Raw genomic sequence first — 25773 nt, 5'->3', positions numbered from 1 at the left:
ATCTGCCGCCGGTTGCAGCAACAGCGGCTTTTTAAGGCGGAAAGCAAATTTACACCTGCTGCTCCGGAGCAGAACCATACAATGGCGTTTTTACCGCAAGGGGGGTAATTATATTGCCCCTCTTTATTCTTTGTGTTATCCTAAAATTGATATTTTTATTTCACATCCAGTTCCATCTGGATTGAAAGTTTTCCCCGGAGCAAATAGACATACATGGACATTATATGTTTGAGAGGGAGATGCAGGTATGAATCGAATAATATTAACCATTGCCCTGACTCTCGCCGGCGGCTATCTGGGAAATCGACTCAGAATACCGGCCGGCGCGCTGCTTGGAGCCATGACCTTTGTGGGGGCCGCCAATCTTCTCGGGGTTAAAACGGAAATTCCGGAAACCTTCAACACTCTTGCCCAGATAGTAATCGGAGGCGTTTTGGGTCTGTCCATCACGCGAGAGGTGGCGGCGGGGTTGAAGGATTATATTATTCCTTCTCTGATGGTGGTGGTGCTGCTGGCCGTGTTCGGGGTATTAACGGGGTTTTTGGTCAGCAGGGTTACGGGAATCGAGCTCTACACTTCCCTCTTTGGAAGCGTGCCGGGAGGCATGCAGGAAATGATAGTGCTTTCCCAGTCCTACGATGTGAACCACCCGGCGGTGGTGGTTATCCAGACGGTGCGCCGGGTGTTGATAGTTGTAATATATCCGCTGCTGGTGATGCTCATTTCAAAAATTGTGGCAAATTCCGTCCATATTACCGGGAAATAAGCGGATTCAGGGCGGACAAAATGACATGCGCGGCGGCATGTCATTTTGCGTGTAAAATATGCATTTTTTATTCACCGGGGCATATGTTCAAATTGGATCTCAGCGTGCCGTGGGTGTCGCGGGCTATGGCGGTCCTTTCGGCTACCCTCATAACCGCCGGGACCACTTCCGCCGCCGTTTCCGTGTCGTATCCCAGATCGCCGGGTTTGATGGAAAACTGTTTTGGATCCAGCGGAGCCGCCGGGGCTTTTGCCATTCGATTTCCCTCCTCTACGATGTGACCCAAGTCTCGTTATTATGTAGTATTTCAAAATTTACTCTTCAATATTCTTCCCCGGCACTTTCTTCTTTTTTCTCAACCATTTTGATATGCGCTTGATACACGGTTTTTATCGGTGCTTTTAAAGACCGTTGATTGGAAAGTCACGCCGGAAATCCGTATATATAATCCCATATCAAATTATATTATTCGTTAAGAACAAAATAATATAGCCGTTGATTATATTAATATTCGGAAAATGTATTGACTTTGATGACCCACTTTGATATTATATTTTGTGTTGTCAAAACCGCTTTTTACATAGACTATAAAGGATTATTTATACTAAGTCTGGAAGCTTAAGCGAAATGAACACGGCCGATTTTTTTGAAAGTGAGGGATAATATGCCCGGGAGAAAATACGATGTGATTATCGTTGGAGCCGGCCCGGCAGGCATATTTACCGCCCTGGAGCTGGTGGATAAAGCGCCCGGCCTTTCAGTGCTGATTTTGGAGAAGGGCAAGGACATCGACGGTAGGATTTGCCCGTCCAAAGAGAAAAAAGTCAGGTGCCTGCGTTGCGACCCCTGTTCCATTGTAAACGGCTGGGGAGGGGCCGGAGCTTTCAGCGACGGCAAATTCACTCTTACAACGGAGTTTGGCGGGTGGCTCGATGAATACATCCCCAGAGATGAGGTGGCGGAACTGATCGGCTACGTGGACAGGGTTTTTCTGAGCTTTGGCGCTACCGAAATTGTGCACGGGTCCGACACCCAGAAAGTAAAGGAAATCCAGCAAAAGGCGGCGACCGCCGACCTGCGGCTCATACCGGCCAGAGTAAAGCACCTGGGCACGGAAAAATGCTGGAGCATCCTGAAAGAAATGAGAAAATATCTGGATAAAAAAGTTGACATAAAGACTTCCACAGCCGTTAAGACCATTGTGGTGAAAGACGGACAGGCGAGGGGCGTTGTTACCGAAACGGGAGAGGAGTTTCTGGCGGATTACGTGGTGGTGGTGCCGGGGCGCGAAGGGGCCGAGTGGTTTTCCGGCGAGGCAACCCGCCTCAAACTGGACATGGCCATAAATCCCGTAGACATAGGAGTGCGGGTGGAAGTGCCGTCGGTGGTAATGGAGCATATTACCGACGTGGTCTACGAGTCCAAGCTGGTGTACTATTCAAAGTCCTTTGACGACAGGGTCAGGACTTTTTGCATGAACCCCTACGGTGAAGTGGTTATGGAAAACAACAGCGGCCTTATAACCGTCAACGGGCACAGTTACGCCGATAAGAAAACAGCCAATACCAACTTTGCACTCCTGGTGAGCAAGACCTTTACGGAACCCTTCAAAGAGCCCATTTCCTACGGAAAGTATATAGCCACCCTCGCCAACATGCTGGGCGGGGGAGTGCTGGTCCAGCGGCTCGGTGACCTGCTCTCGGGCCGGAGATCCACTCCCGAAAGGATTAAAAGGGGCCTGGTGGAACCCACACTGCGAGAGGCCACTCCCGGAGACCTGAGTCTCGTATTCCCTTACCGGCATATGGTCAGCATACTGGAAATGCTGCAGGCCATGGACAAACTGGCTCCCGGGGTGTATTCGCACCACACCCTTCTTTACGGTGTGGAGGTCAAATTCTATTCTTCCAGGCCCACACTGAGCTCCTGTCTGGAGACTCAGGTGAAAAACCTGTTCGCCGCCGGCGACGGGGCGGGGGTGACCAGAGGTCTTGCGCAGGCTTCGGCTTCCGGCGTCATGGTGGCCAGGGAGATACTGAAAAGATGTAAAAAATAGTTTCGATAAAAAGGCCCGAATTTTGGTACAAACAGGGGGTCTTTATGGAAATAGCGTATAAACCGCAGTGGCGTATATCACTGGTTTCCTGCTGAAGGGCCTGGCGGAAGAAGTTTAATATCATTGATGGGAGTGAATAAAATGTCGGGTGTTGTTGTGATAGGGACCCAGTGGGGCGATGAAGGAAAAGGGCGCATAACCGATTACCTGGCCCGGGAGGCCGACGTGGTGGTGCGCTACCAGGGAGGAAATAATGCCGGTCATACGGTGGAGGTTGACGGCAGGAGGTTCAAGCTGCATCTCATACCATCGGGCATATTGCACCCTGGAAAAATCTGCATCATAGGCAACGGCGTGGTGATAGATCCCATCGCCCTGATTGATGAGATAAAGTACCTGGAAAATCAGGGCGTTGAGGTGAAAGGGCTTTACATCAGCGATCGGGCCCATGTTATTATGCCTTACCACAAGCTGCTGGACGGCCTGACCGAAGAGAGAAAGGGGGCCAACGATCTGGGGACCACCAGGATGGGCATAGGGCCCGCCTATATCGATAAAGCCGAAAGAATGGGCATCCGCGTGTGCGATCTGCTGGACCCGCAGCTCTTTGAAGAAAAGCTCGAGCAAAACCTGGAGGCCAAGAACCATCTGCTGGAGAAGGTTTATGGAGTACAGGGTTTTGAAAAAAAGCCCATCCTGGAGAGTTACCTGGCCGCAGCCGAACGGATTAAGGATATGGTCTGCGATACAACCGTCATAATATATGAAGCCGCCAGGCATGGCAAAAAAATACTGTACGAGGGAGCCCAGGGAACGCTCCTGGATGTGGATCTGGGGACGTATCCGTACGTCACCTCATCTCACCCCATCGCCGGAGGCGTGTGCATAGGTGCCGGAGTGGGCCCCACCTTTATCGACCGTGTGGTGGGCGTGGTAAAGGCGTACACCACCAGGGTGGGGAAAGGCCCTTTTCCCACCGAACTTTTCGATGAGACCGGGGATTATATAAGGGAGCGGGGTTACGAGTACGGCACCACCACCGGCAGGCCCAGGCGCTGCGGATGGCTGGACGCCGTGATACTGAGATTTGCCGTCCGGGTCAACGGCCTTTCCCATATAGCCGTGACCAAACTCGACACCCTCGGTGGCCTCGAGAAGGTGAAAATCTGCACCGGATACGAGTACCGCGGGCGGGTTCTGGAGGAATTTCCGGCCAGCCTGAAAGTTTTGTCCGAATGCAAGCCGGTATATGAAGAACTCCCCGGGTGGCAGGAAGACATATCGCATATCACCGAATACGATAAACTGCCCAAAAACCTCATCAATTACGTGGAGAGAATCGGGCAACTGACCCAGACGCGTATATCCTTCGTATCGGTGGGCCCCGGACGTCATCAGGGTTTTGAACTCATAAAGCTGTTCTAAAAAAGCATTTTCTTAAATTTGTGGGTTGACATAAAGTAATTTTTATAGTAGTATTATTATTGCTTTTGTGTTGAGCCATTAGCTCAGTCGGCAGAGCACCTGACTTTTAATCAGGGTGTCCCGCGTTCGAGTCGCGGATGGCTCACCATTTTGTGGCCCCGTGGTCAAGTGGTTAAGACATCGCCCTTTCACGGCGGTAACAGGGGTTCGAATCCCCTCGGGGTCACCATTTTTTTTCATAAAGGTGCAGTCGGCAGGAAGATTGCATTGTTTCTGTACGCCGGTTGAAAATGCCTGACTTTGGCACGAAAGCCGGGTAAAAAACGGCTGAAGGTGAACTTTTGACGGCGAAAAAACGCCGGGGGAATTTGGTGCGGATGTTGACAAATGGAGAGAGTGGTTTTATAATAATTATTGCAAAGTTTAAAAATATATTTTAATGCGGAAGTAGCTCAGTGGTAGAGCATCGGCTTCCCAAGCCGAGGGTCGCGGGTTCGAATCCCGTTTTCCGCTCCAGAAAAAGCAGGGGTTCCGATTGGCTACATAGCGGAACCCCTTTTTGGTGCCGTTAAACCGATATGCAACGGATGGCTTGGGAAAGCGTCTTTCTGACAGATTTATTTATTAATGCTCATGGCAATTTGTTGCGAATAACATTGCGCTGCCGCCGCTGGGGCTGTTGTTGGTCCTTGCAAAAAATTGAATAAAAGGAGTAACCAAGGTGAAATACAAAGTAATAACTGTTTTTTTAATATTAATTTTTTCATTTTCATTATTTTTCCCGTATGCATATGCTTCATTTGAAACGATAAGATCGGACCAATTTACTTTAACAAAGGAACAGACTTTTACTTTTCAGGGGGAAATCCTTAGTTCTGAGATCAAAGTAAGGCTTTTGCTTAATAATTTCATTGACGGCGCTCCCCCGTACATATTTGTAAAGCAGTTTGTCATAAAACCCCAACCCACCAGGATTGAAACAGATGAGAAAGGCAACATGCTGGCGGTCTATGAAAATTTTCACAACAGAGGTAAACTTATAATTCAGCAGATTGCCTTGATACAGTACAAAAATATTAAATTCAAACCGGGTAGTTATTTAATGTCAAAAAACTTACAAAAATATTTAAGTCCTTCTGATTTAGTGCAAAGCGATAATCCGGCAATTGTTAAAAAAGCTTCAGAGTTGACCAGGGGTATTACAGACCCCTATCAGAAGGCGAAAAAGATATTTGCTTTTGTCCAAAATCACATGACCTATTCATATGAAGAAAAATACTCTAATAAAGGTGCGCTGTCAGCTTTACAATACGGAAAAGGAGTTTGTGAAGACCATGCAGACTTGATGGTGGCTCTATTGAGGGCCAGCGGGGTTCCTGCACGCGTAGCAAGAGGTTTTGCAGTAGATTACGATATGAAAAATGTGCGCAATAGGAATGATTTTATATTGCCCGATGGCAGCAGATTTCTTGAAAAGACGGTAAGAGAAAATGGTAAAAATAAATTTTTATTTAATTCACGCCATGCATGGGTGGAATTTTATCTTGACGGAGAGGGATGGATTCCCGCTGATCCGGTGACCAGTGTTCCGAAGGGCAAGTCCTATCCCTGCTGGGAACATTTCGGTGCTCTTAATACAAAGTGGAATTACATACCCGAAGGTTACGACAGTGACAATGTGGAAGAATTCAGCTTTAGCGGCACGGGTAAAATTGAACAGACGCTCTTAACCAAAATAAAAAGAGGTTTTATTAATATTCCCGAGGATTTTACCACCATCATGTCTAATGTAGGTTCGCATATGAGATCGGGGATAACGGTTATAATTAACGGTTCAGAAAAGCAATTCACACCTTCGCCGTTAATAAAATCAGGAGCTACACTTGTACCCGTGAGGGCTTTCTTTGAAGCCTTAGGAGCTGCCGTTAATTATGATAGCAAGACAAATACAGTTATAAGCAGGCGGTGGAATACCACTGTTCGGCTCAAAATAGGAAGTAAAACCGCCAGTGTTAATGGGTTGATAAAGACGCTTGCAGTTCCTGCACAGTTAATAAACGGTACAACATTTGTGCCTTTGCGATTTATCGGCGAGGCATTAGGTGACACGGTTATATGGGACGGCTCATCACAAACCATAAAGATAAACTCGAATTGACTATTCCCGGTTATTTTTTTATATTTTATATTCGCCTGTAGCGCTGTTTGCCTATGCGGTAGAGGTCATTCCCCTCACAGTCGATTACCACCGTTACAGGAAAATCTTTGACCTTCAATCTGTAGACGGCCTCAGGACCGAGGTCGTGGAAAGCCAGGACTTCGGCTTCTTTAATAGATTCCGCCAGCAGGGCTCCGGCTCCGCCGACGGCGGCCAAATAAACGGCCTTGAATTTTACTATGGCATCGACGACTGCCTGAGAACGCAGACCCTTGCCTATCATACCCTTCAGGCCCGACTGCAAAAGGGCGGGGGTATACGGGTCCATCCGGCCGCTGGTGGTGGGCCCTGCGGAGCCGATTACGCTTCCTGGCCCGGCGGGGCATGGCCCGACATAGTATATGACCTGGCCGTTAAGATCGAACGGAAGCTCTTCCCCTCTGCCCAGCATTTCAAACAGGCGCTTGTGAGCGGCGTCTCGGGCGGTGTATATGGTGCCGTTTAAAAGCACCCTGTCTCCGGCTTTCAGGCCGCAGACCACCTCTTCTGTCAATGGGGTGTTTATAATTTTTATCACCTTTTAGCTCCTCCCACTTATCATATTTCCACTTCCATATGCCTTGCCGCATGGCATTGAATGTTTATCGCCACCGGCAGGGTGGCTATGTGTGCCGGAAACGTTTCGATGTGGACGGCAAGAGCGGTGGTGGTACCCCCAAAACCCTGGGGCCCGATTCCGAGTTTGTTTATTTCCGCGAGCAGTTCTTCTTCAAGTTTGGCCACTTCCGGCGTGGGATGATGTTGCCCCACCGGGCGCAGGAGGGCCTTTTTTGCGATGAGAGTCGCCACTTCGATGGTGCCGCCCACACCGACCCCGACAATAATCGGGGGGCAGGGGTTGGCACCGGCTCTGTCCACTGTCTCCAGCACGAAGCTCTTTATGCCCTCCACTCCGTCCGCCGGTTTTAACATGCGCAGGGCGCTCATGTTTTCGCTGCCCCCGCCTTTGGGGGCCAGAACAATCTTAATTTTATCTCCGGGCACAATTTCAGTATGGATGATTGCGGGTGTGTTGTCTCCCGTATTTTTCCTCGTCAGAAACGGATCCGCCACAATCGATTTGCGCAGATATCCCCTGACATACCCCCGCCTTACTCCCTCATTTATGGCATCCGCGATATTTCCTCCGGCAATCCTTACATCCTGCCCTACACTTAAAAAAACCACCGCAAATCCAGTATCCTGGCAGATTGGAATATTTTTTTGTTCCGCGATTTGAGCATTTTTGATTATATCTTTAAGTATTTCCCTTCCCAGAGGTGAAGCTTCATTTTTAAGCGACTTTTCCAGAGCCCGTTTTACATCGCCGGACAATTTACAATTTGATTTGATACACAGATTTTCAACGGCTAAGATGATTTGGTTTACGTGAATCTCTCTCACTTCGAATCCTCCTTTACTCAATTATACACCCTTTCCGGTGTCTGTTTAAAGCAATAAAAAGAATATTTCCCCACCAAAAGGATTTGGGAGCAACGTGTAGAAAAATAAAATAACAGCGGTAAATATTATCGGGTCAAGAGCGGGAATAAAAAGGTTTGCGCATTAATAAAATTTATTACAGAAGCCATGAAGAAGATTGGGGGATGCGTGTGGATAGAAAGAAACTGGGAATCGCGGGGCTGATAGTCCTTTTGCTGGCCGCCTTTTATTTTTTGGCCTTTAAAGGCGGGCCCGGCGAAGATGAAACCCGGAAGCTGGGCCGGATTTTAAAAACCTGCCCGAAATACGACATCAATGTAACGTTTTATCCCGAACAAAAAAAGATCGAGGGGATGCAGCGGGTAATCGTGACAAATGAGGAACAGACACGGCTTGAGGCGCTTTACTTTCACCTGTACCCCAATGCTTTCAAGAGCCCCGATACCGCGCCGTTTCCCAAATCCGAAATGGCGGCCGCTTATCCGGAGGGCTTTTCCCCCGGTTACATAGACATACTGAAAGTGGAAGCGGATTCGGGGGCCCTGAAATATGAAATCGACGGCACCATGTTGAAAGTGGACCTTCCGCAGCCCCTGAAGCCGGGCGAGCAGATAAAGCTCAACATGAAATTTGTTGAGGTGATTCCGCCCTCTCAGGGCCGATTCGGATACGGCAGGAGCACTTTTAATATAGCCAACTGGTATCCCATCCTGGCGGTATATGATGAAAACGGCTGGAACAAAGATCCCTACTACGCCGTGGGCGATCCCTTTTACAGCGATGTAGGCACCTATACCGTTAAAATAAAGGCTCCTGCGGAATATACCATCGCAGCCGGCGGGAGCCTCGCGGGCAGAAAAGAGGAGGGGGAATTTAACATATGGACTTTTAAAACCGATTTAGTAAGGGATTTTGCCTGGGTGGCAAGCCGCATGTTCCGTACCGCCTCCCAAAACGTGGGCGCCATAAAGGTAACTTCTTATTATATCGAGGGAGATGAGACGTACGGCAAAAAAGCACTGGAATTCGCCGCCGGGGCAATTAAATTTTACAGCGACTATTTCGGACCGTACCCTTATAAAGACTACTCGGTGGTCGAATCGGATTTTTACATAGGCGGCATGGAATACCCCAATCTTGTGATGATCGGGCGCCAGTTCTACAACCAGGGCGAGCTTCTGGAATACGTTGTAGCCCACGAAACGGCTCACCAGTGGTGGTACGGCCTCGTCGGCAACAACGAAGTCCGGGAACCATGGCTTGATGAGGCCCTCACCGAGTATTCGACGGTCCTCTATTATGAAAACGTCTACGGCAAAAAGACAGGTGAGAGAGTCTACACGGATTTTATTTTAAACCCGTATAGATTTTACGAACTCAGCCACACCCCCGGACCGGTGTTGAGGCCTCTGTCGGAGTTTTCAAGCTGGCAGGATTATGACGCACTGGTCTATTCCAGGGGCGCCATAATCCTCAGGGAACTGGAAAACCGCATGGGCAAGGTTAAATTTAAAGAGGCCCTGCGCCATTATTTTAAGCAAAACCTTTTCAAAAACGCCACCACCCGGGATTTCATAAAGGCTGTAAATCAAGTCACCGGCGCCGACTGGAGTGAATTGATATATAAAATGCTCAAAAGCGGCGAACCCCTGGAGAAAGCCGCATAAAAAAGCCGCTAAATTATTTTAGAAAGGAGAAATGCGGGATGGACATGTACGGGCGGGGCATATTGCTTACCGCCATAGGGACAGTCTTTTTCGGGACAAGCCCCCTCTTCACCAGGTGGGCGGATGGGCTTCCGGTGGGGGAAATCGCGTTTTTCAGGATGTTTTTGGGGGCCTTTTTCATATACATGGCCGCAAAGATTAAGAGGGTGCCCCTTTCGCTGGAGCGAAAGGATATCCCCAAATTCCTTTTATACGGCTTCATCACATCCTTTCACTTCCTGTTCTATATAGGCTCGGTGCTCTATACCACCATAGCTCACGCCCTGAGTCTGGTCTACACCGCGCCCATCATGATAACGGTCCTCACCGCTGTGCTGCTGAAAGAACGGATACCCGGTTACAAATATATAGGTATAATTGTGGTAATTCTGGGAATTATTATTCTTGCGGGGTTTGAGCCGGTGTTCACCCGTCCAATGCTGCTGGGGGACGGCATGGCACTGCTTTCGGCCCTGTGCCTTGCGCTTTATTCGGTGGCCGGGCGTAAGGAGAAGAACAGCTACCCCCTGTTGAAATACGTTTTCTGGGTATATTTTCTGGCCGCCGTTTTTCTGCTGCCCTGGTCGGTGCCGGGCTTTGTGCTCCCCGGCACTTTGAAGCAGTGGTCGGCTCTGGCGCTCCTGGGTCTTTTGCCCACCACCCTGGGGCACACCCTTTACAATGCGGGCATACGCTACATCCACCCCGCTTATGCCAATTTGATTTCCACCCAGGAGGTCACGGGAGGGGTTCTGCTGGGAGCGCTGTTGCTGGGCGAAGTCCCCGACCTCAAATCCATAATGGGCATGCTGGTAATGTTTGCGGGGCTTTTTATGGTTCTGTTCGAAAAAAAAATAAATAATTTCGCAAGCAAGGAGGAAAATCTGTAACCGACGGCGAATAATATATATTACAAAAATGTTACAATTACATTACGCTGATTTTACAAACTGGATAACAACACGAAAGGAGTGGGGGGATGAAGTTACCCAGGATAGGGGGTTTTTATTTTTTGGGCCCTGGAAACGGCAGGAAGAAAGCGGTTATCCTTGCCGGCTGCGGCGCGCTGGCGGTTATGCTGATTGTAATTTTCATCTTTACGGGCAGGGCTTATTCCGTCAGCGTGGATGGCAGGGTAATCGGCAATATAAAAAGCAGGAAGGCTTTTGAGAAGATAAAACGGGAACTTATGTCGAAGTACAGCAGCAGGACAGGAGCCGATGTAGCATTTGATCAGGATATTAAGTTAACTCCAGTAAGAGCTTTTGGGCAAAAGGTGGATAAGCCGGAAGAACTTGCCGAAAAACTCGACTCGGTGCTTTCGGTTCTGGTCAGAGCTGTAGCCATAGATATCAACAATGCGGAAGTGGCGGTGGTAAAGGATAAAGCCACGGCCGAAGCGGTCTTGCAGGGTGTGAAAGAATACTATGTCAGCCGGACCCCGGGGGAACTCATGAAGATTGAAGTGGCGGACAGCGTAAAACTCATAGAAAAATTCACGGACCCGGAGAAGGTGTTGACCCCCGACGCTGCAAAACAACTGATTTTAAAAGGCGCGATCGAGATGAAAAATTACAAAGTTAAGCAGGGAGACACTCTCTGGTCCATCGCAAAAGAACAGAACATCCCTCTCGATGAGCTCATAAAGGCCAACCCCCAGCTGGAGTCCGAAGACCGGCTGGCTCTGGGAGAAGTCATCAATCTCAGGGCGGTCAAACCGCTGTTAAACGTGACGGTAGTAAAAAAGGTTACATATCGGGAGCCCATACCCTATAAAACCCAGATAGTTAGAGACGATTCGCTGTGGAAATGGGATCAAAAAGTTAAGCAACCCGGCCAGAACGGCACCAGGGAAGTGGCGGCTCAGGCCGTTTATAAGAACGGTGTAAAAGTGAGCCAGACGGTCCTCGGAGAAAAAGTTTTAAAGGAACCGGTTGACAGAATAGTCGCCCGGGGGACCAGGGCCCAGGTGGCCTTCAGGGGAAGCGGACGTTTCCTGTGGCCGGCGGTGGGCCGGATCACGTCGCCTTTCGGCCGCCGGGGCAGGGAGTTTCACACGGGCATTGATGTGGCCAACGACAAAGGGGCGCCCGTGCGGGCCGCGAACAGCGGAGTGGTCACCTTTACCGGCAGCAGGGGCGGCTATGGAAAGCTGGTTATCGTAGACCACGGCGGCGGATTTGAAACATACTATGCCCATCTTAATTCCATAGATGTTTCAACGGGAGACAGGGTGGAGAAGGGCCAGAAAATAGGTGCGGTAGGCACCACCGGCAGGACCACCGGGCCTCATGTGCACTTTGAGGTGAGATTGAACGGGGTTCCCCAGAATCCCATAAATTACCTGAACAAATAAAGATCGATGCTTACCCTCTTTCCTTTTTTATTGTGAAGCAGATTCTATCAGGTGGTTAGGAAAGGAGTCTCGGGGAAGGAATATCAAATTCCTTCCCTTTATTGTTGCCTGTATTTATTGTATTTTTTTGAGGATATTGATTATAACCGCCGCCAGGCCGGCCGCCACCAGAGGGCCCGTGGGTATGCCCCTGAAAAAGGCGGTGCCGACAATGGAACCGAAAAGAAGCCCTATCATGATCCCGGGGTTGGCCCTCATCAGGTCCACCCCGCCTCTGGCCATCACCGCCGATGCCATACCCACCATGAAGGCTACCAGGCCGTCGAAGGAGAAGATGCTCCTGTAAACGTCGCCGGCCGTCGACCCCCCGGTCAGAAGAGACATGAGCACCCCCATGACCAGCAGTACTACTCCCACGTCGAGTATTACATTCTGGGCCGCCGCGGATGCGGGCAGGATCTGGAGGAACCAAAACAAAATAAGCACACCGGTCGACACGCAGATCATCCGGTTTTTGCTCAGTATCCCAAGCGCGAATATCAGGAAAAGAAGGGATGAAGACTTCAATATCCACCCTCCAAACATTGTTTTTATAAAATCTGACAGCGGCGGGTCCGGAGGCCACTTTTACCCGCTGCATCAGGAGTTTCCGGGTAAAGGGCATCAATAAAATTATATTTTTGCCAGGTCCAAATAATTCACCACATGCTGTCCCAAAAAATATTATGTTATAGATTGATTTTTTCTGGAGGGTGATACGATGTTGTGTGCAAGAGGGCGTAAAATTACGGCTGTCCTGGTGCTGTTTTCATCCATGACGGCGGCGTTTCTGGCGGGGTGCGCGGCCCGGAACGAGAACAGGCACACCGCATCAGCCGGCGAACCGGCGCAAGTACAGAATCGCGGTGAGGTTATCCGGGTCGCAAGGCAATTCGGGCTTGTGTACGCCCCTCTTATGGTGGCGGAGAAAAAAGACTTCTTTTCAAAATACGGCCTCAAGGTGGAATGGAAGACCCTGGGGTCGGGTGGCTCCGTCAGGGAAGCTATGGCCGCGGGAGAAATAGATGCGGCCTTCATGGGCATACCGCCGTATCTCATAGGCTGGGATAAAGGGCTGCCCGCAAAGATCGCCGCCGGTTACGTGGTTTCGCCGGTGTCCCTGGTGACTTACGACCCCGGCATAAAAAGCATAAAGGACTTCAAGCCGGGACACAGGATAGCCCTGCCGTCGCCGGGCAGCGTCCAGCATATTTTGCTGGCCATGGCCCTGGAGAAGGAAGTGGGGAACCCCAACGCCCTGGACGACAACCTGGTGGCCCTGCCTCACCCCGACGGGGCTCAGGCCATGCTATCCAAAAAGGATGTGGTGGCCCATTTTACCTCACCGCCTTATCTCTTTGAGGAACTGGCCCAGCCCGGTTATCGCGTGGTCCTGGACGGTTTCGACGCCTTCGGAGGAGATTTCAACTTCAACGTGGCCCTGGTGACAGAGGAGTATCATGACAGGCACCCGGCAGGGTATGCGGCCTTTGTGATGGGCCTCAACGAGGCTATGAGCTGGGTAAATGGACACAAAGAAGAAACGGCGGAGCTTCTGGCGCCGGAATTCAAGCTGGAAAAAGAAAAGCTGCTGAAGTATCTCAAGGCCGACGGCATGAACTATACCACCGCTCCGTACGGGCTTATGGGGTTTGCCGGTTTCATGAAAAAGGCCGGGTATATTTCAAAGGTGCCGGGCGATCTTTCCGAGATCGCATGGGAAAACATATTGGCCCAGGTAGGCGGAAGAGAGGGGGAACCGTCCCTGCTGGAGCGGATGCAGTGGTCAAAATAGGGGAGGGATTTTCTTGCGGGAATTTTTTTCAAAGGCGCTGTTTATAATGGCCGTTGCTTTAATATGGGAGGCGGTCCGGGCCGCCGGCCGCTATCCCGAATTGCTGCTGCCGGGCGTCGGGTCGGTGTTCGGGGCGCTTTGGTCAGAAAGGGCAGAGATCCTGGGAAGGACACTGTTTTCGCTGAAAATTATAATATCCGGGCTTTTAGCGGCGGTGTTTTTTGCCATGGTGGGAACATTTGTCTCCATGAGCGGCAGATTTTTTTCGGAGGTTATCACCGACATTATGGCCGTCATGCATCCCCTGCCGGGCATTGCCATACTGCCTATAGCCATTTTATGGTTCGGAATAGGGACGGAAGCCATTCTTTTTGTAATCGTGTTTTCCGCCCTCTGGCCCCTTATAAACCACTTTTATACCGGATTCAGATCGATACCAAATAACCAGCTGGAAGTAGGGAAAAACCTGGGGCTTTCCGGGCTTAAACTGGCTTTGTCGGTCATGCTGCCGGCTTCTTTTCCCCACATTCTGGGAGGGCTCAGAACAGGATGGGCCAGAGCCTGGCAGGCGTCTGTGGCCGCGGAACTGGTTTTCGGCGCCGCCGGAGGGGAGGGGGGCCTGGGCTGGTATCTCTACAAAAAAAGGTTTATGATGGAAACCCCCGGTGTGTTCGCAGGCATGGTTGTTATTATCCTGATAGGCATTGCCGTGGAGTACCTGGTATTCGCCGGTATCGAAAAAAGAACCGTAAGGAAGTGGAAGACCATCATAGATTGAGGAGGCGGAAAAGTGAGGGAGCTTTTGAGAATATCCGGCATAACCAAGATATACGAAACGGCCGGGAAAAAAGTGGTGGGCGTGGAAAACGTAAGCTTTTCCGTGGACGAGGGTGAGTTTATAAGCATAATAGGGCCTTCGGGGTGCGGCAAGTCTACACTGCTCAGGTGCATCGCCGGTTTTGAGAAGATAAGTTCCGGCAGCGTGACCATTAGTGAGAAAACCGTAACAAAGCCCGGACCCGACAGGTTCATGATATTCCAGGGGCTTGACCAGCTTTTCCCCTGGCTCACCGTCGCAGAAAACATCAAATTTGCCATGAGTGCCGTTCGGGGTAAGAACTTGAGCGGGAGGTTTCAAGAGGATGCCGAACGCTATCTGGAAATGGTGGGGCTTTCAGGATGCGGGGGGTATTACCCCTATCAGCTTTCCGGAGGAATGAAACAGCGGGCGTCCATTGCCCGTGCCCTTTCGGTAAACCCCCGGGTGCTGCTGATGGATGAACCCTTCGGAAGCCTGGATGCCTTCAGCCGGCGGGCCGTACACCAGATGCTCGTCAAGGTATGGGAGAGTACGGGGATCACGATAATTTTTGTAACCCATGATGTGGAAGAGGCGGTGGACCTTTCCGACAGAATTCTGGTTTTTTCTCCCGGCAGGCTCAGGGCCGATGTGGCCAACCCGCTTTCAAGGCCCAGAAAGAGGAACACCGAAGCTTACCGCGAATTTATGGATAAACTTGGCGGCTTGCTGGACGGGGGTGTTAAAGAAATTTCGGAACCGGCGGGCCTTGCGGCTCCGGAAGTTAATCTGGCGTATTGACATAGATGAAAAATCGCGCACTATCGACCCAGCACGACCCCGGAAGAGAAGCTGGCGTGTTGACACTCAGGCCTCGGGTATACCTGCGCGCGAATCATTTTCCCGCCTGAAATAGCATACAATTAAATATGAATCTAGTGCAAAAAGTCACTTCGTCGGTTGTGGCGGCCCGGCACCTGACCGTTCAGTAAGGCTTAAAGCCCGCTACCACCCTCCGCAGGGTTGCGCGGGCAATTCGGCCTCCGGCTTTAATGCCGGCCGGAGCTTTTCTGCATGGCGCGGTTCCTGCCGGGCACCCCCCGAAGGTGGGTGTTGCATCGAGCTCAAGAAAGGCCTTTGGCTTCATTCTCCGGTGCTTTTAACCGTTACGAACCACCGGCGATGGGCTTTTGCAGCACTAGAATCCAGCATGATTGTCATTTTATTGTGGGAGCCGTAAAGGGGGGAATGTGGGTGAACCCGCTGCTCCTTTCCATGGCAGCCATACGGTTTATTTCTTCCCTGATAGAATTTTCGGCGGCGGTCCTGTTTTTGCGCTCGAAAAGCCTTGAGACCGCCCTCAGGGTTAACGCCGTGCTGGGCCTTGCGGGACCGCTGATTTTCGCCGGCGTCAGCCTCCTGGGGCTTTCCGGCCTTGCGGGCCGGGTGTCGTGGATAAAACTTGTGGTAATCTTTACAGGAATCGTTCTCGTGCTCATCGGCACATCTTCGAAATAACGCACGGAAATGTCGATAAAGCTAAATTTTTGTAATAAATTTGTAATATAACTGCAACAAATTCTTAATAATAATCAGTTATAATAACTACCAAGTAGTCAGCAACAACAAAACGATCCCCCCTTTAAAGAGCGGCAAATTGCCGCTTTTTCTTTTTTTGCCAATGAATTTCACTTTTATATTTTATATAATGAATGGGGGGGGAGAGGCCGTGAGGCGGAGAAAGATTTTATACACAATTATATTTGCGGCGCTTATCACCATCGCCGCTGCAACATATTTTTACAGAGAAATCGACATTTACGCCTTTAAGTTTAAGGGTTATGAGTCCTATGAAACCGAGCACTTCATTATACTATTTAAACCCGAAAGCCGCTCCGATGTGCCGGTGGTGGCAAATGCCGCAGAGAAAGCCCGCTACATTGTGGGAAGGGATTTCAACTATTTTCCAGGGGAAAAAATCCCTGTGGTGATTTACCCCGATTCCGCCAGCCTACAGGCCGCCTTTAATTGGCCTGCAGACGAGAGCGCCCAGGGGGTCTATTACCGGGGTTTCATATATGTTCAGGCGCCCGGGGCACTGATCGGCGGGGCTGGTGGGGTGGAAAAGACGTTTTTTGAAAGGGGTCCCATGGTCCATGAATATACCCACCTGGTAGTGGACCGCCTCACATCGGGCAATTATCCCCGGTGGTTTACCGAAGGGGTGGCCCAGTACGAAGAAGAGCGGGTTACGGGATACAGCCTGGAAAAGGATTTTTATGTGGACTGGAGCAGTCGCTATTCCACTAAAGACATTTTCACCCGCTTTGACGAGCTGCCCGATGTCCCGAAAGCCTACCTCCAGTCCCTGGATATGATAAAAAGCCTCGCGGGCGAAAGGGGCATAAATGAAATCAAGAATGTTATGGCTTTGTTGAGGAGCGGCGCCAGTGCCGATGAAATTTTCCTTCAAAGGGTACGCGGCTCCCTTTGAAGGAAAATTCCTCATTATGGCGAATAATAACATAACTGGAGGGTGGTCTTGATGAATGAAAAAATACTGGTGGTGGACGATGAAAAGCCCATCGTGGATATACTTAAATACAATCTGACCAGAGAGGGATACAGTGTCCTTGCGGCCTACGACGGCGACGAGGCTGTGAGGGTGGCCGAGAGCGCCGAGCCCGACCTGATTTTGCTGGACATAATGCTTCCCAAAATGGACGGGTTCACGGTCTGTAAAAAGCTCAGGGAAAAGATGACCTGCCCCATCATCATGCTCACAGCCAAAGGCGAAGAAGTAGACAAGGTGCTGGGGCTGGAACTGGGCGCAGACGATTACATAACAAAGCCCTTCAGCATGAGGGAACTCATGGCCCGGGTCAAGGCCAATTTAAGGCGGGTAACCCTCTCGGGGGCCGCCGGCGATCAGCAGGTCATCAAGGTAAAGGATCTGGAGCTGGACCTCAAGAGCTTTCAGGTGAAAAAGCGGGGTAAGCCGCTGGAACTCACATTCCGGGAATTTGAACTCTTGAAATTCCTTGCCACCCAGGCCGGTCAGGTCTTTTCCAGGGAAAAGCTTCTGGAAGAGGTATGGGGCTATGAGTATTACGGAGATATCCGCACAGTGGACGTGACCGTAAGGAGGCTGCGGGAAAAGGTGGAGGATGATTCGGCCAACCCCACCTACATACTCACAAAAAGGGGCATTGGGTATTATTTTATAAAGCAGTAGGAGGAACATTAATTGTTCAGAAGCATCCAGTGGAAGCTCGTCTCAATTTACATCCTGCTCATACTCCTGGCCATGGAGATAGTCGGGGTATACCTGCTTCAGTCTCTGGAAAAATACCAGGTGGGCAGCCTGGCCCGAAACATGGACACCAAAGCCCAGCTCATCGCGGGTTTTACCGAAAGGTATCTTTACCCCATTCCCCGGTACCATGAGATAGATGACAAATTAATAAAGGAACTGGGGGGTGCCGAGGTGAGCTCCATTATCATCCTGGATGAGAGCGCCAATATAATTTTCTCCACCGATGAGAAATTTCAGAGGGGACTGAAACTCCTCACTCCGGAAATCACCCAGGCCACTTTCGGCACAGAAGCCCGGGATATAAGAGAGGAGCCCAAAAACAGCGAGCGCTTCATGTATCTGGCCTATCCGGTGACGATAAATGGCAGGGTGGTGGGCATAATATATCTCATATCTTCCATGAAAGACATTTACTCCACTTTAAACGACATCAAAGCCATACTCCTGGTTGCCACCCTTATGGCCCTCGGTATAGCCGGGTTTCTCGGGTACGCCCTTTCCAAGACCATCACCGGTCCCATCCAGGAGGTGACCAGGCAGGCGGCCCTTATGGCCCAGGGGGATTTCGACCGCAGGATCCAGGTAAAATCCAACGACGAAATAGGGAAATTGACGGAAATGTTCAATTACCTCACCACGCGCCTCAAGGAAACCATGGAGGAGATATCAGACGAAAAGGAAAAAATGGAGGCCATACTTGCCAACATGGCCGACGGAGTTATCGCCCTGAACGATAAGAGTGAAGTGATACATATAAACCCGGCCGCCATGAATATGCTTTCACTGGACCGGAGCCCCGAGGGCAGCGATTTTTCCGAAAGCCTCAGGAAGTACTTCGACGTGGCCATAGAAGACTTTCTGGGCGAGGAGTCTGACCTCCGGGAAACCCTTATAAAAACCGACAGCCTTATATTAAAAGCCATCATAGCCCCCCTGAAAAGGGGCAGCCGCGTGATAGGGCTTATCCTGGTGCTCCACGATGTGACCAGGCAGCAGCGCCTTGAGGACATGAGAAAGGAATTTGTGGCCAACGTATCGCACGAGCTGAGAACGCCCCTTACCACCATTAAAAGCTATACGGAAACACTGCTGGACGGCGCCATGGAAGACCCGGAGGTCGCCCGGCAGTTCATGGGGGTGGTGAATAACGAGGCGGACCGCATGACCAGGCTGGTAAACGATCTTCTGGAGCTGTCGCGCCTTGACAACAAGGAGATACGGTGGGACAGGAGGCCTGTGGCCTTAAACCGGGTTCTGTTGGATGTCATAGCCAAAATGAAGGTCAACGCCACAAAAAAACGTCAGTCGCTGAATGTCGACATACCCGAGACGCCCTGTGAAGTGATAGCCGACAGGGATAAGATAGAACAGGTTTTTCAAAACATCCTCAGCAATGCCATAAAATATACTCCCGAAGGCGGGAATATTTCTGTTAAGCTGGAACTTTTAGAAAGAGATGTCAGGATTGTCTTCGGGGATACGGGCATCGGCATTCCGAGAGAAGATCTTCCACGCATATTTGAAAGGTTTTACCGGGTGGATAAGACCCGTTCCCGGGAGCTGGGAGGTACCGGCCTGGGTCTTTCCATTGCCAGGGAAATCGTCGAGGCCCACGGCGGGAGGATTAACATAGAAAGCGAACTTGGGAAGGGTACGATTGTTTCGGTCTATCTGCCGTCAAACAGTCCGGCCGGAAGAGACCTTTCCTGAAAGAGCGCCATATGTGTAATCTAATTTTAATGGCGTTGTAATCTATTTGTAATATTAATCATTTAAACTAATAGTAATAGGATAAAGTCTGGGGAAAACTATTTGCAAGGGAGCGTAACTTTATGAAAAGGGTCTCATTAATATTTCTGCTAACCATCGCATTAATAATAATATTTATGTCTCCCTCGGCTAAGGCCTCGGGTCCCGACTCTTTTCTGATTGTTAATGAACCCAAAGATAATTTTCTGACAAACAAGAATTTGGTCGTGGTTTCAGGCGAGACCCTTCCAGAAACCACTGTTTCGATTATGGTGAACGGAGTTTCAAAAAGCAAGCTGACCGTGGGGGCGGCGGGTATTTTTTTGACCCAGGTGCCGGTGAAGTCCAGAGAAAACATCATCACCATAAAGGCCGTGTTCCCTTCCGGCAAATCCGAGACGGTTTCCCGCCGGGTATACCATACGGACGGCTCGTCAGAATGGCTGGAGCTTGATTACCTCATACAGACCATCAAGACTTTCCTTATCTTAAAATAAAAGGCGGTGCCACCATGGCAAGAGATTCTGTCCTGGTATGGATTCTTATCCTCCTGGTTGGTATCAGCCTTTTTCTTTCGTACACCATCTGGTCCGGAATCCCCGGAGAAATGACGGCGGAAAGTAGAGTGCAGGAAGATAAAAAAGTGGACCTTGTGTCGGTGATAAGCCCCGATAGAATACTGGTCCACCTCGGAAACTCAAGCCATACCCTTGTCAACCAGTCTTCACCCTTTTACGACAGGGTGTGGAATTTCACCCGAAAGACCCTGGTTAATCAATGGTCTGCGGCATCTCCCGAGCCGGTGGATATGAATGCCGATTTTTTTGCCCAGAAGAGAGGTATGGAAGTCTTTTTTCCCGCACCGCTGCCGGCGGCTTTTTTGAAACAGGTTTTCAACGTGAAGGCGCAGGACGTGCCTTTTTTTGACAACAAGCCGGTGAGTTCCTACCTGCTCGTGGAAGACGGGGGGCTTACAATATATTTCAGGGATGCCGACGGGCGCTACTACAGGCTGAACAAAACCGCAGACACCGGCGAAATGTTGCAGGTGTTGAAAGACATAGCGGATTCGAATCCACCCCTGTACGCCGTCCTCCCAACGGGCAACATAAACCTGAAAGTTTCCAAGGGAATATATGTACCCCTCTCCCTCTCCGAACTGCCCATTTTTACCCTCAGAAACGAGAAAATCGCCGGCGACCGCCTGGCCGCCAAATTTTTCCCCGACTTTTCGGTGACGAGAAAAATCGAGGAAAGGGACGGGGCGATAATTTATACCGACGGGCAGCGGGGTTTGAGGATCTATCCGGAGGGTGCCGTGGAATACACCTATCCCGGGACAAAAGAGCAAAGGAAAAACTCCTCTTTCTACGAAGCCTTAAACATGGCCGTGGAATTTATAAATACCCACGGCGGCTGGCCCCACGGCACCTATCTGTCTTCCTATAAAACATCGGGCGGCGGGGAAGGGGGGCAATCATACACCTTTATTTTCCAGATAAGGGTGAACGGCTATCCCCTTATCGCTGAAAAAGATTATCTAATGGTGACTGTGGACGGCGGTCTGGTGAAGAATTATTACAGGCGGATAAGGATCGTAGACAGGCAGGTGAAAGTCCAGGATTTGATATCACCCGTAAGGGCGCTGGATGCGGCGGTCGTAAAACAGAACATCAAGACCATCGACAACCTCTACCCGGCCTATCTTGCTGGGGAGGAAGAGCTTCGCGCCGTTTGGGTGATAATTGCCCCGGAAAAGCAAGTTATAATCGAAGGCCTGGTCCCGAAAGAAATCCAGATGGGACAGGAGCCGGAAAACTCATCGGAGTGATTTGTGTGGATTCCCGCAGGGCGATGATAATACTGATAGGCTCTTTCATGGTGTTGAATCTGATCCTCACCGGGAACCTGTGGTTCAGGGAAAAGCCCGCTGCCGAATTTTACCTGACGGAAAACCAGCGACAGGAGATAAAAGCCCTCCTGGATCAGAAAGGCATAAAGCTGGAAGTGGACATTCCGGAAAAAGGCAGGCCGCAGGCTTTTCTGGAAGTGGGGTATAAAAAAGTAGATGAACAGAAGGTGCTGGAGAATTTCCTGGGCAGAGGGGCCAAGCCCCTGGTGGAGGTCATCCAGGGCGGCAGGAGTTTTACTCTGGGAAATGAACAGCTTATCGTCATGGAAAACGGAATCATCACATATTTTAATAAAGAGGATAAAAAAATTTTTGCACGATTGAACGAGGATGAGGCTCAAAGACTTGCCATGGAATTTATTAAAACCCACGGGGGCCTTCCCGAAGAGGCGGTACTCGGCGGCATCTCTTACGACGACAAGAGCAAAGGGTTTTTGATAGAATACGTGAGGAATTATGACGGCTTTTTCATCGCCAACAGCTACATGGATATTCTGGTAACGCCATCGGGAGTAAGGAGCGTCTATCAGTGCTGGTTGAATCCCCACGGCTACAGGGGCAAAAAAAGGGCCGTAATTTTGCCGCTTACCGCCATAATGAGGGTGGTCAGCGAGAGGAAATCCTCCGAACCGTTGGTGATTACGCGGATGAGCCAGGGTTTTTACTCCAAGTTTTACAATGCCGAACGATGGCAGGCCGCACCCGTCTGGAAAATTGAACTGAAAAACGGAGATTTCTATTATGTCAATGCCTATACCGGAGAGCTGGAGCAGTGAGTCAGGGCTATATCCCTCTTTTTGGTTTCATTCGAATTTTCCGGCAGCATCCTGCGTTTATTATTTACAAAAAAAGGGTCTGGTTGTATAATTAAAAAAATATATGATTATATTAAATCGCAGGAGTGAAGCAAATTGGTCCCGATAAAATTAAAATACGGTAAAGAGGAACTGGAGTTAAAAATTGATGAAAACAACCTGCTCAATATACTGGAGGAGAAGAAAACCGTTCCCGTATCAGACGAGAGACAGTCGGTGCTGGATGCCATCGAAAACCCCATCGGGGCGCCGGCACTGAGGGAGATAATAAAATCCGGTGAAAAGGTGGTGGTGGTGGCCAGCGATATAACCCGCAGCGTAAAAAGTCAGGTCGTGATACCCGTATTGATTTCAGAATTAAACCGGTGCGGGATTGGTGACGATGATATTACCATCCTGGTGGCCACCGGGACGCACCGGGGGCACACCGTGGAGGAACACGAGTACATGTTCGGCAGGGAGATTGTATCCCGCATTAAAATCATCGACCACAACTCCCGGGCTCCGGAGACACTGACCTTTGTGGGTAAAACTTCCCGCGGGACGCCCGTCTATGTTAATAAGGCAGTGGTGGAAGCCGACAGGGTAATTCTGACGGGGGGAATCATATACCATTCCATGGCAGGCTTCGGCGGCGGCAGGAAGAGCATATGTCCCGGGGTGTGCGGTTACGATACCATCCAGCACAATCACAAGCTGATGTTGAATCCCATTGAAAAAGGCGGCGGGCTAGACCCGCGGGTGGGACCTGGAGCGGTCCGTGAAAATCCCATGGCCGAGGATATGACCGAAATCGCCGGCATGGTAAGGCCCGACTTTATTGTGAACGTGATCTTGAACGATGAGGGCGACCTGGTTAAAGTGGTGGCGGGCGATTACAATCGCGCCTTTGAAGAGGGATGCCGGTTTGCACGGAATTACTTCAGCACCACCGTAAAAGAGCCGGCCGACGCCCTTATCCTTTCCTGCGGCGGCTATCCGAAGGACATAGACCTGTACCAGGCCACCAAGGCCGTTGAAAATGCCATGGAAGTTGTAAAAGACGGCGGCATGGTGGTGCTTCTCGCCGAATGTCCCGATGGGATAGGCCATGACGGGTTTTATAACATTATTACCGATCATAAAACCAGGAGGGAGCGGGAGGAGGCCCTGTGGCAGGAATTCACCATAGCCGGGGCGGTGGGATATATACTCACCCTGGGAATGGAGCGATTTGATGTGGTGCTGGTATCGAAATTGCCCGAACATTTAGTGAGGGAAATGGGGATCATACCGGCGGGAAATCTTATCGAGGCTGTGGAAATGATAAAAAGCAAATTGGGAGAAGGCTTCAAAGCTTATGTAATTCCCCATGCATCCACGGTGGTGCCGTTTATTGAAAAATGATAGCGAAATATTTCCCGGGAAATCGAAATATGTAATTTGTCATGGAGGTAATGACGTGAAAAGCAAGATTTTTTTTGCCGATGCAAGAGTGAAGAGCTATGATTACAAATACAGTTTTGTGGCAAAATTCGAACAGATCCTCCAGATGGTGGATTTCAGCGCCTTTATCGGAAAAGACGACTATGTGGCAATAAAAACCCATTTTGGCTCCCAGGGAGCCCACCGCATTGTAAGGCCCATATTTTTGAGGAAGGTGGTGGACAGAGTAAAAGAAGCGGGCGGTAAGCCGTTTATAACCGATACCGTCCGGATTCCTGGGCTGGAATACCTGGAAGTGGCCAACATGGAAGGCATAAACCACCTTTCAGTGGGCGCTCCCGTGATTCTGGCCGACGGGATTTTCGGCCGGGACCATGTCCGGGTAAAAAGCGGGCCTATCCTCAAGGAGATCGGTGTGGCCTCGGCCATTTATTATGCTCCGGCCATGATAGTGGTGTCCCACTGCAAGGGTCATATCGGTTCGGGCTTTGGCGGCGCCATAAAAAATCTGGGGATGGGGGGCATAAGCTGTAAGGACCACCACGGGGAAGCCGAAAGGGGAAGGATTCACTTCGAAGAAAACAAACACCTGGAATGGCTGGAGGAAAAATGCGTTCGCTGCGGGCAGTGCGTGGATGTCTGTCCCCACGGGGCTATCAAGCTAATCGACGACAGCATCGTTATAGACAAATCCATATGCGTGAAGTGCGCCCGCTGTTCCAGGGTCTGCGAGGTGAAAGCCCTGGTGGTGCCGATGAATGAAGAGGACTTTCAAAAGGGCCTGGCGGAATCGGCTTATGCGGTGGTTTCCACCTTTGAGAAGGGCAGGATTTTGTACATAAATTTCATCACCGAAGTCCAGCCCGAGTGCGACTGCATGCCCATGGCCGACACTCCGCTGGTACAGGACCAGGGGGTCCTGGTTTCCCACGATATCGTGGCCATAGACCAGGCCGCCCTGGATATGATAAACGCCGCGGAACCTCTGCCCCAGTCCAAAGCGGCGGATAAAAATGTAAAAAAGGGTGATAATATATTAAAAGCCGTGACCGGCAAGAACGCCCAGCTTCACATCGACGCCGCCTGCGAGCTGGGCATGGGCAGCAAGGAATATGAATTGATAACCGTTACTGAAAAAGAAATGCCGGAAGGCGAGGAGCATTAAGGTAGGATTGAGCCGGTGTGAAAAAATGCCGGTAGCATCTGACGCGTTGGAATTTGCGTTACAATCTATTTGCCAGTATAGCAGTTACTTCTTGAAGGGCTTTTTAAAGCCCTTTTTTTGGTGGAGATGATGGAAGTTGTATTACTGGTGCAACTTATCCCATCCAAAACTTTATTCCAAACACCTTCATCATAGACTATAATGCCTTTTTCTACAGCTTCAATAGCTATTGGATTTCGTTTTTTATACATCAATATAAATTCTTCGAGGTTATACCCTTTTGGTTCTATGGCATCAAAGACATAATCATAGAGAAGTTCAAGTCTCTCTTTATACACATCAGGCATTTTTTCCGAGATTAATACTACGTCAATATCACTTGCATCATTAAAGTCCCCTCTTGCTACCGATCCAATCACAACGGCGCACATAGGTTTTAAAACTTTACTAATCTCACCTGCAAAACATGTTGCCTTATATATTAAATTATTCTTTTTTTCCTTTCTTATCTCCATTGCCAAATTCATTTATATACCCCTCCACGAAGGCCAGTATTTTTTGGGCATATTCAGATGATTTCAGTGTATGTTCGGCCTGATTATACCATCTGAAATACTCATCCATATCCATAAAATCACCTTCTAACATTATTTTATAAATAGTTTTAATATTTCATACCTATCATGCCCATTTATTGATTTTATTATATAGTTTTGATTTACGTTATACAACATTGATTCCAGTGTAAAAACTCCCCCTTTTCCCCAATCCATATTTAACCAAATACGGCTTGAAAAATAAAAACTAAC

25 protein-coding genes and 3 tRNA genes are annotated in these 25773 nt (G+C 49.8%); 22 read left to right on the top strand and 6 right to left on the bottom strand.

Features of this window, described 5'->3' with window-relative positions:
• The first annotated feature begins 247 nt into the window (after nt 1-247).
• Nucleotides 248-766 (top strand): AbrB family transcriptional regulator, encoded by a 519-nt coding sequence (locus ACKX14_RS13260; RefSeq protein WP_422448419.1) that lies wholly within the window; start codon nt 248-250, stop codon nt 764-766.
• Between the two features lie 67 nt (nt 767-833).
• On the opposite strand, the gene ACKX14_RS13255 is transcribed toward ACKX14_RS13260, so the two are convergent.
• Nucleotides 834-1022 (bottom strand): hypothetical protein, encoded by a 189-nt coding sequence (locus ACKX14_RS13255; RefSeq protein WP_422448417.1) that lies wholly within the window; start codon nt 1020-1022, stop codon nt 834-836.
• A gap of 408 nt (nt 1023-1430) precedes the next feature.
• On the opposite strand from ACKX14_RS13255, the gene ACKX14_RS13250 reads away from it, so the two are divergent.
• The 6 genes from ACKX14_RS13250 to ACKX14_RS13225 all read left to right on the top strand — a co-directional run bounded on the left by ACKX14_RS13250 (nt 1431) and on the right by ACKX14_RS13225 (nt 6405).
• Nucleotides 1431-2822, top strand: coding sequence for an NAD(P)/FAD-dependent oxidoreductase (locus ACKX14_RS13250; protein WP_422448415.1), 1392 nt, complete (start codon nt 1431-1433; stop codon nt 2820-2822).
• Nucleotides 2823-2963: 141 nt separating this feature from the next.
• Nucleotides 2964-4247, top strand: coding sequence for an adenylosuccinate synthase (locus ACKX14_RS13245; protein ID WP_422448413.1), 1284 nt, complete (start codon nt 2964-2966; stop codon nt 4245-4247).
• A gap of 72 nt (nt 4248-4319) precedes the next feature.
• Nucleotides 4320-4395, top strand: a tRNA-Lys gene (locus tag ACKX14_RS13240).
• Between the two features lie 6 nt (nt 4396-4401).
• A tRNA-Glu gene (locus ACKX14_RS13235) sits at nt 4402-4476 on the top strand.
• 212 nt (nt 4477-4688) lie between these two features.
• Nucleotides 4689-4763 (top strand) — tRNA-Gly (locus ACKX14_RS13230).
• Nucleotides 4764-5244: 481 nt separating this feature from the next.
• Complete coding sequence (locus ACKX14_RS13225; RefSeq protein ID WP_422448411.1) at nt 5245-6405, top strand: stalk domain-containing protein; 1161 nt, start codon at nt 5245-5247, stop codon at nt 6403-6405.
• Nucleotides 6406-6430: 25 nt separating this feature from the next.
• Here the strand turns inward: ACKX14_RS13225 and ACKX14_RS13220 are convergent, their stop codons facing one another.
• Together ACKX14_RS13220 and ACKX14_RS13215 are read right to left on the bottom strand one after the other, a co-directional pair.
• Nucleotides 6431-6982 carry a Fe-S-containing hydro-lyase gene (locus ACKX14_RS13220; protein ID WP_422448409.1) on the bottom strand — a complete coding sequence of 184 codons (552 nt, stop codon included), beginning with the start codon at nt 6980-6982 and terminating at the stop codon, nt 6431-6433.
• Between the two features lie 20 nt (nt 6983-7002).
• Nucleotides 7003-7848, bottom strand: a complete 846-nt coding sequence (locus tag ACKX14_RS13215) for a fumarate hydratase (protein WP_422448407.1) — start codon at nt 7846-7848, stop codon at nt 7003-7005.
• 203 nt (nt 7849-8051) lie between these two features.
• Between ACKX14_RS13215 and ACKX14_RS13210 the strand changes: the two genes are divergently transcribed.
• The 3 genes from ACKX14_RS13210 (at nt 8052) to ACKX14_RS13200 (ending at nt 11949) form a co-directional block, all read left to right on the top strand.
• Nucleotides 8052-9554, top strand: coding sequence for a M1 family metallopeptidase (locus tag ACKX14_RS13210; protein WP_422448405.1), 1503 nt, complete (start codon nt 8052-8054; stop codon nt 9552-9554).
• A gap of 38 nt (nt 9555-9592) precedes the next feature.
• Nucleotides 9593-10483: a DMT family transporter gene (locus ACKX14_RS13205; RefSeq protein ID WP_422448403.1), complete on the top strand. Its 891-nt coding sequence runs from the start codon at nt 9593-9595 to the stop codon at nt 10481-10483.
• Between the two features lie 89 nt (nt 10484-10572).
• Complete coding sequence (locus tag ACKX14_RS13200) at nt 10573-11949, top strand: peptidoglycan DD-metalloendopeptidase family protein (protein ID WP_422448401.1); 1377 nt, start codon at nt 10573-10575, stop codon at nt 11947-11949.
• Nucleotides 11950-12063: 114 nt separating this feature from the next.
• Here ACKX14_RS13200 and ACKX14_RS13195 read toward each other — a convergent pair whose 3' ends face one another.
• A complete protein-coding gene (locus ACKX14_RS13195; protein ID WP_422448399.1) occupies nt 12064-12516 on the bottom strand; it encodes a DUF441 family protein in 453 nt (150 codons plus the stop codon).
• Nucleotides 12517-12709: 193 nt separating this feature from the next.
• Between ACKX14_RS13195 and ACKX14_RS13190 the strand changes: the two genes are divergently transcribed.
• The 12 genes from ACKX14_RS13190 to ACKX14_RS13135 all read left to right on the top strand — a co-directional run bounded on the left by ACKX14_RS13190 (nt 12710) and on the right by ACKX14_RS13135 (nt 24964).
• Nucleotides 12710-13783, top strand: coding sequence for an ABC transporter substrate-binding protein (locus ACKX14_RS13190; protein WP_422448397.1), 1074 nt, complete (start codon nt 12710-12712; stop codon nt 13781-13783).
• Between the two features lie 13 nt (nt 13784-13796).
• Complete coding sequence (locus tag ACKX14_RS13185; RefSeq protein ID WP_422448395.1) at nt 13797-14561, top strand: ABC transporter permease; 765 nt, start codon at nt 13797-13799, stop codon at nt 14559-14561.
• 12 nt (nt 14562-14573) lie between these two features.
• Nucleotides 14574-15383: an ABC transporter ATP-binding protein gene (locus tag ACKX14_RS13180; protein WP_422448393.1), complete on the top strand. Its 810-nt coding sequence runs from the start codon at nt 14574-14576 to the stop codon at nt 15381-15383.
• Between the two features lie 453 nt (nt 15384-15836).
• Nucleotides 15837-16100, top strand: coding sequence for a YqhV family protein (locus ACKX14_RS13175; protein ID WP_422448391.1), 264 nt, complete (start codon nt 15837-15839; stop codon nt 16098-16100).
• 211 nt (nt 16101-16311) lie between these two features.
• The gene (locus ACKX14_RS13170) at nt 16312-17076 is read left to right on the top strand and encodes a peptidase MA family metallohydrolase (protein ID WP_422448389.1); all 765 of its coding nucleotides are present in this window, start codon (nt 16312-16314) and stop codon (nt 17074-17076) included.
• A gap of 51 nt (nt 17077-17127) precedes the next feature.
• Nucleotides 17128-17817 (top strand): response regulator YycF, encoded by a 690-nt coding sequence (gene yycF, locus ACKX14_RS13165; RefSeq protein WP_422448387.1) that lies wholly within the window; start codon nt 17128-17130, stop codon nt 17815-17817.
• 12 nt (nt 17818-17829) lie between these two features.
• Nucleotides 17830-19608 (top strand): two-component system histidine kinase PnpS, encoded by a 1779-nt coding sequence (pnpS, locus tag ACKX14_RS13160; RefSeq protein WP_422448385.1) that lies wholly within the window; start codon nt 17830-17832, stop codon nt 19606-19608.
• Between the two features lie 122 nt (nt 19609-19730).
• Nucleotides 19731-20144 carry a hypothetical protein gene (locus ACKX14_RS13155; RefSeq protein ID WP_422448383.1) on the top strand — a complete coding sequence of 138 codons (414 nt, stop codon included), beginning with the start codon at nt 19731-19733 and terminating at the stop codon, nt 20142-20144.
• A gap of 14 nt (nt 20145-20158) precedes the next feature.
• Nucleotides 20159-21478, top strand: a complete 1320-nt coding sequence (locus ACKX14_RS13150; protein ID WP_422448381.1) for a YycH family regulatory protein — start codon at nt 20159-20161, stop codon at nt 21476-21478.
• A 5-nt stretch (nt 21479-21483) separates the two neighbouring features.
• Nucleotides 21484-22335, top strand: a complete 852-nt coding sequence (gene yycI / locus ACKX14_RS13145) for a two-component system regulatory protein YycI (RefSeq protein WP_422448379.1) — start codon at nt 21484-21486, stop codon at nt 22333-22335.
• 135 nt (nt 22336-22470) lie between these two features.
• Complete coding sequence (locus tag ACKX14_RS13140) at nt 22471-23760, top strand: nickel-dependent lactate racemase family protein (protein ID WP_422448377.1); 1290 nt, start codon at nt 22471-22473, stop codon at nt 23758-23760.
• Between the two features lie 55 nt (nt 23761-23815).
• Nucleotides 23816-24964 carry a DUF362 domain-containing protein gene (locus ACKX14_RS13135; RefSeq protein WP_422448375.1) on the top strand — a complete coding sequence of 383 codons (1149 nt, stop codon included), beginning with the start codon at nt 23816-23818 and terminating at the stop codon, nt 24962-24964.
• A 65-nt stretch (nt 24965-25029) separates the two neighbouring features.
• On the opposite strand, the gene ACKX14_RS13130 is transcribed toward ACKX14_RS13135, so the two are convergent.
• Together ACKX14_RS13130 and ACKX14_RS13125 are read right to left on the bottom strand one after the other, a co-directional pair.
• Complete coding sequence (locus tag ACKX14_RS13130) at nt 25030-25491, bottom strand: nucleotidyltransferase domain-containing protein (protein ID WP_422448373.1); 462 nt, start codon at nt 25489-25491, stop codon at nt 25030-25032.
• Nucleotides 25451-25594, bottom strand: coding sequence for a hypothetical protein (locus tag ACKX14_RS13125; protein ID WP_422448371.1), 144 nt, complete (start codon nt 25592-25594; stop codon nt 25451-25453). The genes ACKX14_RS13130 and ACKX14_RS13125 overlap by 41 nt, the downstream gene beginning before the upstream one ends.
• Nucleotides 25595-25773: the final 179 nt, after the last annotated feature.

It is taken from the genome of Thermorhabdus hydrogeniformans (assembly GCF_049310025.1).
In the GTDB taxonomy this organism is placed as follows: Bacteria; Bacillota; Thermosediminibacteria; order Thermosediminibacterales; family Tepidanaerobacteraceae; genus JBJYKD01.
This window is presented reverse-complemented; position numbering and strand designations above follow the sequence as displayed.